This window comes from Verrucomicrobiota bacterium, from assembly GCA_034440155.1.
Classification (GTDB): Bacteria; Verrucomicrobiota; Verrucomicrobiia; order JAWXBN01; family JAWXBN01; genus JAWXBN01.
In genome coordinates this window covers 1-9,846 of record JAWXBN010000030.1, presented here as the reverse complement: position 1 = coordinate 9,846, position 9,846 = coordinate 1, and the positions used below count along the sequence as shown (strand labels likewise).

Below are 9,846 nucleotides of genomic sequence, written 5' to 3'. Positions count from 1 at the left end.
TCGCGGGGGACTCTTGTCGTGAGTAATAATGCCTATCTGGGGATTCAAAATTTAACTGTTGGTCAAAACGGGGGGGTGAGTAATTTAGTTTTAATCGACCAAGCTGCCTCGAAATTAGTCATCACAAATGATTCAGGAACCTCGGTTTACGATATTCAAGGGGGGACGAATCTCCAAAATAATGGAACTGTGATTGCCGACAAGCTGATCGTTACGAATTCACAAGGTGTGTACCAGTTGAATGGGGGCACAACAGTCGTCGGACAGGTGACTGTCAGTAACGGGCAAGCTTTTGTCGTGGGTGATGGTTCGGGCACAGAGGCATATTTCCGGCAAACACAAGCTGGTGTGACGAATACTTTTGCTAATGGATTGGTCGTGAATAATGATGGACACGTTTCATTTGCAGGTGTGGTCACAAATTTAATTACATTTAATGGCGGGGTGATCAGCGGTAACGCGACATTTACAGAGTTGATCGTGGCTAATGGAGCGACGCTCTCACCGGGGAATAGTCCAGGGCTCCAGAATTTCGGCACGTTGGAGTGGGGTACAGGCGGGAATTACCTCTGGGAAGTTAATAATTTTGGAGGGACGCAAGGAATAGATCCCGGATGGGACTTTATCAATGTGACCGGGCTACTCGATATTACAGCGAACCCCGGTAATAAATTTAATATTAATGTCAAATCCCTGACACTGGCAAATGCTGCAGGTAATGCTATTGGCTTCAACCAATTCCAAGATTATCAGAAGAGTATCATTCAGGCTTTAACCATTTCCGGATTTAATACTAATAATCTCAATCTAGATATGACCGGATTCGCTAATGACTATAGTCTGGGAGGCGGAGTCTGGTTCTTGAGTGCGGATAGTCAAAATATTTATCTAAATTACCAAATCCTGCCAGTTCCCGAACCTTCGACCTATGTGATGCTCGTCGCCGGGATGATTTGCGCGGGGTTAGCCCTCCGATACAGGCGTAAGGTTCAACCGGGTAAACCACAGGTTTAGAAATTCACCTGTTAATCGAAATTTGAATTCGTTTTCTTGCACATTCAGCGTGCTTAGAGGAATTTAGGATTTTTTTTATTTTTTTGTATATTCCATCGCTGCCGCAATTTGTGTGGCGAGGGGGGCTCCGGCAAAGCGTTCGATCAGGTGGAGGGCGAGGTCGAGGCCGGAGGTGATCCCGCCGGCAGTGATTATGTCTCCATCATCGACGACTCTTTTTTGAATAATTTGAACGGGGAATTTCTTTAAATCGTCGAGGGCACTGTGATGGGTGATGCAGGGACGTCCGTCGAGGAGGCCTGCCGCAGCCAGGATCATGGACCCGGTGCAAACGCTGGAGAGAATAACACCGGACTGCTGCAATTTGCGCAGGAGTGCGAGGGCCTCGGCGCAATTTGTCACGCCGCGTGCGCCCAATGGACTTTGATCGACCCAGCCACCCCCAGGAATGACGAGGATATCCGGTTTCTGGTCGAGTGAGAGCAATTTGCTCGGGGCGACGAGTTCGAGCCCGTTGGCAGCCGTGATGGCATTTGCGTGGGTGAGCGTGACGAATTCCACCTTCCATTCAGGGAGGTGTTTAGCGGCCATTTTAAGGACTTCATACGGCGCGATCGCGTCGAGTTCATCAAAACCGTCAAAGAGGAGGATTTGGAAGAGCATGGAGGAGAGGATATCGAAGATGGGAGATCGGATAAAGTTAAAAGTCGAAAGGGCGCAATATTCACCCACTCGAAATCCCGAAGAGCCTTTTTTGAACCACAGATTGGCGCAGATTTTTTGAACCACAGAATCAGGAATGCAGTAGAGATTTTTGGGAGGGGACGATCTTGCCGTGTCGTTCGTCTTTCCCGAGGCTCGTCCTTGCCCAAAGGAACCACCCCACCTACATTGGACAGAAACTCGGGGCTTCGGGCTTTTAGCGGACTTGCAACCGGAGAAAAATCAATCCACCATCTTTCTCTGACGGTGGTCGTTGAATCAAGATTCTTTCCGTAATCATTTCTCGCAGAAGTATACCAAGGTCGCAAAGTCAGGACTGAGCAATTTGCTGTGACACGTTTAAACTTTTCCCCTCCCGTTTTCAAAAATTAACTCAAATCACCGGACATGCTTGAATTTCCGTTAATTCCCTCTCAATCATTAATAACGGCTTTTCTGGATAGGCAGAAACACCGGAAAATAGACGGACTTACTTCTGTCTAATACATGTTCGGCAAACAAATGAACTTTCTGGTCCCGATACCAGTTATTATAGCCATACCGTTCTTGATCTATTCATTTGTACTTTTTGACAGCCTTATTCAAACAGAACACTATTTTCATCATGACGCATGGCTATCAGACGGCCGACCCGCAGGCATGTTTTGGAGCGATCCGGAATGCACTTGGATTTCCAGCTACTGGCATCGTAATATACTGATGTTTTTATGGTTATTTACGAAGCCGAAATGGATTCAGGAGGGCACGGAAGAAAGGCGACGTTTACGTCGATTCCGATGCTGTGTTCTTGTTTGGAACATTTCTATTCCACTTTCTTTGTTGCTGTGGGCTATCTTACGAAAATAAAAATGCCCAACGAGCCAGTCGACCTAATCCCTGTCCCTTCGGGACTTTCGGCAGAATAAATCCAGATGAGTATAACCTCAAAAGCCGTTGCCGTTAAAAATTGTACGGTTCGTGATGGAACACCAACCCAACATTGCGGAAGGAGAGTTCGTCGATTCTGACGGCCATCTCCATAAGGTAGTCGATAAGTGCGTCATTATGACCACCGAATATTTATGGAGTGACAGCTCATACCCAAGAAACGGGCTTTTTCCATGCGAAGTGCTCTCCACTTGGACTGATGATCAGGGACAGTCACTCGCAAAGATCGATATCTATGTTCAAACAAAATCGGAAGACAGGCTGGAGAGGTTAGTCGTGTCAGCCTCGATTATTAGCGATTATTTTTCATGACTCGGAAAAAAAGGCCGAACTTTTGAAGGAATGGAGAGAACGGTGGATGAGGGAGCATCGGGGGGGTTCTTTGCATTCAGGATTGAAAAACGCCGGAGCACTTTTACCAGATCAGACTCTTCGATATGAGGATTTGCCTGGGCAAATTGCTTTAAAGTTCACTTTTTTTAAAAAAATTGTATTACCGGATCAACCAGTTAATCAGGAATTTTTTCAGGGGGGTGTCGAAGGGGGGCTGGATGTATTTGGCGGGGTAAAATCTCCCCCGGGTCAGCACGGTTTTGGCCTTGGAGAAAGTAAGGAATCCTTCGTGCCCGTGGTAATGCCCCATTCCAGAAGGCCCGATGCCTCCAAAAGGCGCGTCATCGGCGGCGACGTGCATGAGGGTGTCATTAATGCAGACTCCACCCGATTGAGTTTCTGAGAGTACCTTTTTTTGAAGGGTCTGGTCGAAACTCATCAGGTAGAGGGCTAGGGGGTGTGGTCGTTCTTTGATGTAAGCGATGGCTTCCCTGATCGAGTCGTAAGGAATGACCGGGAGCAAAGGCCCGAAGATTTCTTCATTCATGAGAGTGCAATCATGGGGAGTATTCAAAAGTAAATGGGGCAGCATTCTCCTATTTTGCGCATCGCAGGAGGGCTCACCGCAGGGGATCACTTTGGCTCCCTTTTCCTTGGCCTCATCGAGCCACGAGGACAGGCGGCTGTATTGTTTGGAGTTAATAATGGAGGTGTAACCATCATCTTTGATTCCGGCGGGGTAAAAGGTTTGGAATTTTTTTACGAACCCCTGGGCAAAGGCCTCTTCTTTACCCCGGGGAATCAGGATGTAATCCGGGGCGATACAGATCTGGCCAGCATTGAGACTCTTGCCGTAAACAATCCGATCTATAGCCGCATCGAGAGGCATGTCGGGGGCGATGAGGCAGGGGGATTTGCCGCCGAGCTCCAGAGTGACGGGCGTGAGGTTTGCCGCTGCATTAGTGAGGACGTGGCGGCCTACGGAGGTGGACCCGGTGAAAAGCAGGTGGTCAAAGGGCAATTTGCTAAAGGTCTCCGCGACGGTGGCATCACCTTCGACCGTGCAGACCTCATCCCGGGGGAATATGCCGCAGAGCAATTTGCCCAAGGCGGCATTCGTCACAGGGGTGTATTCGGAGAGTTTGATCATGACACGGTTACCTGCGGCCAGTGCGGTAATCAGTGGCATCAGGCATAGTTGCACAGGGAAATTCCACGGGGAAATAATGCCGACGACTCCGAGGGGTCGATAAATCACCTCCACACGGGCAGGCGCGAGCATCATTCCCGCACTCCGACGTGAGGGTTTCATCCAGTTCCTCAGGTTTTTAGACGTGTATTTAATGAGTTGCAGGGTGGAGATGATATCCCCGAAAATGCAATCGTAACGACTCCGTACGCCGAAGTCCTGACTCATGGCCTCAATCAAATCTTGATGATGGAGGATTAATTCCTTTTTAAGCCTATCGAGTTTGTCCAGACGAGACTGGAGCGAAGGAACCGGATCGGCGACAAAAGCCCGTTTTTGGGAATGAAACAAGGAGTCTAAATTACGGATGGGATGATGTTCGCTCATGGGTGGTGATTTCCTTGGACTTTAGAGGGGTCACCACCAAAAGTAAAGGAAGGGAAGGTCCAGGCCGTGCCTGATTCTAAGGGGTGCCATCAGGAAAATCTGAATGGTTAAGCAAAAAACCAGATAAAGAGAAATGAGGTTTACAGTTTTTTAGCCTGTGAGGGGTTCATGATCCTGAGTACCGGATCGTATCCATGAACCCCCTTTTGGTGATTACCGGCTTTCCTAGCCACCTGCGATGGCGGGGATGATACTAATGGCGTCACCATCTTTGACCGGGGTATCGAGTTGCTGGAGGTGGCGGACATCTTCATCACCGAGATAGATATTCAGGAAACGGGGGATTTGACCGTCCGGGGATAAGAGGCGTTCTTTGATTCCAGGATAATTTGCATCAAGGGAATCGATCAATTCACGAATCGTGGTGCCCTCGGCGTTCACAGTATCTTGTTCTTGGGTAAATTTGCGTAAAGGGGTAGGGATCATTACTTGAATAGCCATAGATATTATTGCTCCTTGATTTCTCGTTTTCGTTTTAATACCACCGCCTTTCAGGCGGCCTCTATTTTTATAAACTCGGGGTTCTACTTTAGCCGTCTTTGAGCCGGTAGAAAAACCATTCCACCGTCTTTTAAAGACTGTGGTTATTGATTATCCGGGGGGTGTATTTTGGGCAGGCCTCGGCATGTTTTGCTTTTAAAGTGATGTTTTTATTTTTTTTCGGGTGAGGTCTGATGAAAGTCCGGTGCGTAAATTTGTTGCTCGAATTCCGACAGGCTCGGTTTGATCAAACGTGGTTCGCCACATTTACCCAGAATCGCTTCCTGAGTTTTGAGACCGTTACCTGTGATACAAAGCACGGCTTCTTCATCGCGCGGGATTTTACCTGAGTCGATGAGTTTTTTCGCACAGGCGACGGTGACCCCGCCCGCTGTTTCAGCGAAGATACCTTCACATTCGGCAAGCATACGGATTCCCTCAATGATTTCAGGATCGGTGGCATCTTCACAGGACCCACCCGTTTCCCTCATCGTGTGGATCGCATAATAACCGTCAGCAGGGGTTCCGATCGCCAGTGATTTGGCGATTGTTTTAGGTTCCTTCACCGGCTTGATAATATCGGTATTTTCCTTGAAAGCATGAGCGATGGGGGCGCAGCCGGTGGCTTGGGCACCATGGATCGTAAAAGGTGATTCATTGACTAATCCGAGTTTGGTAAATTCCTTAAAGCTTTTATGGATTTTGGTCAGGAGTGAACCACTGGCCATACAGACGACTGTGTGGCGGGGGATACGCCACCCGAGCTGCTCTTGGATTTCATAACCCATGGTTTTTGAGCCTTCCGCATAATACGGGCGCAGGTTCACATTGACGAAACCCCAGTTATATTTCCCGGCAATTTCCGAGCAAAGGCGGTTGACCTGGTCGTAGGCACCATGGATACCAATGACATTCGTACCGTAAACGAGGGATCCCAGCACTTTGCCTTGTTCCAGGTCGGCAGGAATGAGGACATAACTTTTCATGCCTGAGGCCGCAGCATTGGCAGCGACTGAATTTGCAAGGTTCCCGGTAGAAGCACAAGCGACCACGTCGAAGCCCAGCTCACGCGCACGGCTCAAGGCCACGGAGACCACGCGGTCTTTGAATGAGAGGGTGGGGTAATTAACGGTATCGTTTTTGATATACAGCTTTTTAATACCCAGGCGTTGCGCGAGGTTTTTGGCCTCGACCAGCGGGGTGAATCCGACTTTTGTGCCGACTGTGGGATCCCCATCGATCGGGAGTAATTCCCGGTAACGCCACATGGACAGCGGACGGGACTCGATTAATGCACGCGACAAGTGGGACTTGATCAGGTCGTAGTCGTAATTAGCTTCCAGTGGGCCGAAATCATATTCGCAGACGTGAATGGCCTTTTTGGGGTAGGGGCGTCCGCACTCGCGGCATTTTAGTTCGTTAAAAAATGTTTTGCTCATGGGTCTCTAATAGGGTTTTTACCGTATCAAGAGTCACCTGCATGAAAGTCCTAGAAGAGAAGAAGAGCATGTCGCTTTGGATTAATTTTAAAAAGTCGAACTCTCCTCTTATCTTTCCTGAAAACAGATAATGTTCCCAGGCGGACTTGGCACCTCGGCGTTCTGGATTTTTTATTCTCCCGAACCGGTTGCCGCAGCTTCATCGTGCCGTACACTCAGCTGCTCTTGATAAGATACGCATTAATAAATCATGATACGTTGATTTTGTCAACGGGGAGATTTGTCATGAGGGGGGGATGATTACTCCTCTGCTTTTAATCTAATATCATCAGAGGGGAGCGGTTGCTCAGGCTTCTTGGGAGTTTTTGCCCTTTTCAGAAGGTGGAAAGGGTGTATCTTGAGGGCATGTCTATGACTGATGATTCCCGGGTGGAAATCCTGCCTGCTGAGGAGGAAAAACAAATTGCTCCCCGGGCGGAAAACTTTATTCATCCCCTATCGGCATTAATCTTGGTCGCTATCGATAGTTTATGGAGCATTAGCGAATGGTTGGTAGTGACATGGATCGTGACGGTTCCCTTGAGTTTTTTAACTGTCTTTATCGGGGTATTCTGCGTACAGAAATATCTGAATAAAGACACAAATAGTAAAGCCGCTACTGTGGCAGCGGTTTTGGCCATTTTAGCAGCTGTCCCGACGCCTATTACGGGGACTGCCGTGGGCATACTGGTATTAAGCCTGGCAGGAATCAAACGAATAGGGGCGAAGTAGCTGCCTGTTTTTCCATGGATATAAACGAACAACCTCGACGATCAGAAAAACCAAAGGGCGCAATACCCTCCTTTTACTGGAGGCTGCTCTCCGCGGGGATAGTCGCTTGCGCGATTCTATTTGTGGCGACTTGGAGCCTTTACACGATCCTCTATAAAGGACCCTTAGATCTTGCGCGGGGATTAAAAGGTGAGTTTTCCTCCGGCGCCTCGGAAAGTGTCGAGTTTGCAAAGAAACTGGGCCGTGAAATTAAAGAATCTTTACAAATCACCCCGATAGTCACGGTTAATGGGGTGACTGTTTTCGGGGAGATCGAACCGATCTTGGAGTTAGCCACAGTCGAACGCAAGATGTCTGTCCGGTACGGGTGGACACATTCATGGCTGGGGAGTGAAAAGGTGCTGGAAATCGAGGCCCTCGTACTGGCGAAGGCAGGGTTTAACTTAAAGGAACCCTTCACCATAAGCATTGATCCGAAGACCCGTCGGGTGACGGCAAAGATGCCTCCGGCAAAAGTTCTTTCCGTGGAGATATTAGATTACCAAATGCTCAAAGATGACAGTGGTTGGTGGAATGAAATCACTGATGCAGACCGTCAAGAGGCGTTAAATGGGCTAAGACTCCAAGCTCGTGTGAATGTGAGGAATTCCGGTATCCTCAAAGAAGTAATGAAAACATCTGAAGACAGGATCACCGAGATTGTCCAGCGTAATGGCGGACATGTGGATTTTGTCATGGCGGATAAAAAGGAAAAACCTTGAACAATTTGCCCGAATCAATTCTCATCCCCCTATGAATGTGGAAACAATTTTAAGCGTCTTTATCGGGATCGGTCTGAGTGCCGCATGTGGCTTCAGGATTTTTATTCCCCTTCTGATCTTGAGCGGGGCATCCCTTTTTGGTGGGTTTGAGCTTTTTGAAAGTGTCGCGTGGCTCGGGTCGTGGCCGGTTTTTGTCTGCCTGTGTGTGGCGACTCTCTCCGAGATATTGGCTTATTACATTCCATGGCTGGATAATTTGCTTGATTCGGTGGCATCCCCGATGGCCGTGCTCGCTGGTGTATTAGTGAGTTATTCTGTCTTGAGTAATGTACCCCCTTGGGCGCATTGGGCATTGGCCATCATTGCCGGTGGGGGGACGGCGGGGCTGATCCAGCTCGGCAGTGTCCAGACTCGCTTACTCTCGACGGCGACGACTGGGGGGATAGCAAATCCGCTTATCTCTACATTGGAGTCCATCGGGGCAGTCGTGATGTCTTTTGTGGCGATCTTCCTCCCGGTTATCGCCATGATCCTTTTCTTTCTGCTCCTAGTGGGGGTCTATTATTCCTTCAAACTCACAAAAAGCATCGTCGGCAAGATATTAAAGACAAACCAAGCATCTGGTTAATGCCCGACAGGAAAAAAGGGGGGGTGGGGGAACTTACTCCATCCAGTTCAGGAAGTTATGATTGATCAGAATGATCGCGGCGATAAGGCCCAAGGTCGCGACAAACGGGAGCAGGGTTACAAATACAAATAAAGCAATCGTGATCTGTTTTTCGAATTTTGCTTTGAATTGATTCATAAGTAAAAATGGTTATATAAAAAAATTGGTCACCCTAACGGGATTCGAACCCGTGCTACCTCCGTGAAAGGGAGGTGTCCTAACCGGGCTAGACCATAGGGTGCACCGGAGTTTTTTAAAGTAACGATTTTGTCTTTTTACGCAAACGTTTTTTACATTTTCGACAAAGAAAAAATCATTGTCAGAGTTACCAGCCTAAAATCTTCGCAAAAATCAAAGGCGCAACAATCGACGCATCCGACTCCACAATATATTTTGGCGTATCAATACCCAGCTTGCCCCAAGTGATTTTTTCATTCGGTACAGCCCCGGAGTATGAACCGTAACTGGTGGTGGAATCGCTGATTTGGCAGAAATAACCCCAGAGAGGAACTTCATCACGTTGCAGATCTTGATGGAGCATGGGAACCACACAAATCGGGAAGTCGCCGGCAATGCCCCCACCGATTTGGAAGAATCCAATCGAGTTTGCCGCACTAGTGTGAGTGTACCATTCGGCAAGCTCCATCATATATTCGATCCCGGTGCGGACGGTGTGGACTTTTTTGATGTCACCGGAGATGCAATGGCCCGCATACATATTACCGAGAGTGGCATCCTCCCAGCCGGGGACTATCATGGGGATATTTTTCTCCATGGCCGCCATGAGCCAGCTATTCTTAGGGTCGATTTGATAATGTTTCTCGAGCTTGCCGCTCTTGAGAATCTTGTACATGAATTCATGGGGGAAATATCGTTCTCCCTTTTGGTCTGCTGCGACCCATTCCTCTAAGACGACTGATTCAATGCGGCGCATGGCTTCCATTTCAGGAATGCATGTGTCTGTGACGCGGTTCATATGCCGTTCGAGTAAAGACTGCTCGTCGGCAGGGGTCAGGTCACGGTAATTAGGGACCCGTTCGTAGTGGTCATGGGCGACGAGGTTAAAGACATCCTCCTCGAGATTAGCACCGGTGC

Annotated in this window: 11 protein-coding genes, 1 tRNA gene and 1 riboswitch; of the genes, 5 read left to right on the top strand and 7 right to left on the bottom strand. The window is 48.6% G+C overall.

All coding sequences use genetic code 11. From position 1 onward, the window contains the following. On the top strand, nucleotides 1–1,014 hold a 1,014-nt coding region (locus tag SGI98_03050; GenBank protein ID MDZ4742380.1), incomplete at its 5' end, for a PEP-CTERM sorting domain-containing protein. Nucleotides 1,015–1,089: 75 nt separating this feature from the next. On the opposite strand, the gene SGI98_03045 is transcribed toward SGI98_03050, so the two are convergent. Beyond that, the gene (locus tag SGI98_03045) at nucleotides 1,090–1,803 is read right to left on the bottom strand and encodes a DJ-1/PfpI family protein (protein ID MDZ4742379.1); all 714 of its coding nucleotides are present in this window, start codon (nucleotides 1,801–1,803) and stop codon (nucleotides 1,090–1,092) included. 894 nt (nucleotides 1,804–2,697) lie between these two features. Between SGI98_03045 and SGI98_03040 the strand changes: the two genes are divergently transcribed. Beyond that, the gene (locus SGI98_03040) at nucleotides 2,698–2,976 is read left to right on the top strand and encodes a hypothetical protein (protein ID MDZ4742378.1); all 279 of its coding nucleotides are present in this window, start codon (nucleotides 2,698–2,700) and stop codon (nucleotides 2,974–2,976) included. 181 nt (nucleotides 2,977–3,157) lie between these two features. Here the strand turns inward: SGI98_03040 and SGI98_03035 are convergent, their stop codons facing one another. The 3 genes from SGI98_03035 to thrC form a co-directional block, all read right to left on the bottom strand. Beyond that, nucleotides 3,158–4,573, bottom strand: coding sequence for a coniferyl aldehyde dehydrogenase (locus SGI98_03035; protein MDZ4742377.1), 1,416 nt, complete (start codon nucleotides 4,571–4,573; stop codon nucleotides 3,158–3,160). Nucleotides 4,574–4,798: 225 nt separating this feature from the next. Next, nucleotides 4,799–5,074, bottom strand: coding sequence for a MoaD/ThiS family protein (locus tag SGI98_03030; GenBank protein MDZ4742376.1), 276 nt, complete (start codon nucleotides 5,072–5,074; stop codon nucleotides 4,799–4,801). A gap of 209 nt (nucleotides 5,075–5,283) precedes the next feature. Next, the gene (thrC, locus tag SGI98_03025; GenBank protein ID MDZ4742375.1) at nucleotides 5,284–6,552 is read right to left on the bottom strand and encodes a threonine synthase; all 1,269 of its coding nucleotides are present in this window, start codon (nucleotides 6,550–6,552) and stop codon (nucleotides 5,284–5,286) included. Between the two features lie 105 nt (nucleotides 6,553–6,657). Beyond that, nucleotides 6,658–6,787, bottom strand: a riboswitch (SAM riboswitch). Nucleotides 6,788–6,957: 170 nt separating this feature from the next. Here thrC and SGI98_03020 point away from each other — a divergent pair. The 3 genes from SGI98_03020 to SGI98_03010 are packed head-to-tail and all read left to right on the top strand — an operon-like array spanning nucleotide 6,958 to nucleotide 8,712. Next, nucleotides 6,958–7,323 (top strand): hypothetical protein, encoded by a 366-nt coding sequence (locus SGI98_03020; protein ID MDZ4742374.1) that lies wholly within the window; start codon nucleotides 6,958–6,960, stop codon nucleotides 7,321–7,323. A gap of 14 nt (nucleotides 7,324–7,337) precedes the next feature. Further along, on the top strand, nucleotides 7,338–8,084 hold the full coding sequence (locus tag SGI98_03015; GenBank protein ID MDZ4742373.1) for a DUF4230 domain-containing protein: 747 nt from the start codon (nucleotides 7,338–7,340) through the stop codon (nucleotides 8,082–8,084). A gap of 31 nt (nucleotides 8,085–8,115) precedes the next feature. Further along, nucleotides 8,116–8,712, top strand: coding sequence for a DUF4126 domain-containing protein (locus tag SGI98_03010; GenBank protein ID MDZ4742372.1), 597 nt, complete (start codon nucleotides 8,116–8,118; stop codon nucleotides 8,710–8,712). Nucleotides 8,713–8,745: 33 nt separating this feature from the next. On the opposite strand, the gene SGI98_03005 is transcribed toward SGI98_03010, so the two are convergent. The 3 genes from SGI98_03005 to SGI98_02995 form a co-directional block, all read right to left on the bottom strand. Further along, nucleotides 8,746–8,889: a hypothetical protein gene (locus tag SGI98_03005; protein MDZ4742371.1), complete on the bottom strand. Its 144-nt coding sequence runs from the start codon at nucleotides 8,887–8,889 to the stop codon at nucleotides 8,746–8,748. Between the two features lie 26 nt (nucleotides 8,890–8,915). Further along, nucleotides 8,916–8,992, bottom strand: a tRNA-Glu gene (locus tag SGI98_03000). Between the two features lie 84 nt (nucleotides 8,993–9,076). Beyond that, on the bottom strand, nucleotides 9,077–9,846 hold a 770-nt coding region (locus SGI98_02995), incomplete at its 5' end, for a deoxyhypusine synthase family protein (GenBank protein MDZ4742370.1).

Bases quoted from the DNA above. Each gene is read 5' to 3' on its own strand.
- thrC (MDZ4742375.1), bottom strand. From the start codon at position 6,552: ATGAGCAAAACATTTTTTAACGAACTAAAATGCCGCGAGTGCGGACGC.
- SGI98_03015 (MDZ4742373.1), top strand. From the start codon at position 7,338: ATGGATATAAACGAACAACCTCGACGATCAGAAAAACCAAAGGGCGCA.
- SGI98_03010 (MDZ4742372.1), top strand. From the start codon at position 8,116: ATGAATGTGGAAACAATTTTAAGCGTCTTTATCGGGATCGGTCTGAGT.
- SGI98_03035 (MDZ4742377.1), bottom strand. From the start codon at position 4,573: ATGAGCGAACATCATCCCATCCGTAATTTAGACTCCTTGTTTCATTCC.
- SGI98_03020 (MDZ4742374.1), top strand. From the start codon at position 6,958: ATGTCTATGACTGATGATTCCCGGGTGGAAATCCTGCCTGCTGAGGAG.
- SGI98_03030 (MDZ4742376.1), bottom strand. From the start codon at position 5,074: ATGGCTATTCAAGTAATGATCCCTACCCCTTTACGCAAATTTACCCAA.
- SGI98_03005 (MDZ4742371.1), bottom strand. From the start codon at position 8,889: ATGAATCAATTCAAAGCAAAATTCGAAAAACAGATCACGATTGCTTTA.
- SGI98_03040 (MDZ4742378.1), top strand. From the start codon at position 2,698: ATGGAACACCAACCCAACATTGCGGAAGGAGAGTTCGTCGATTCTGAC.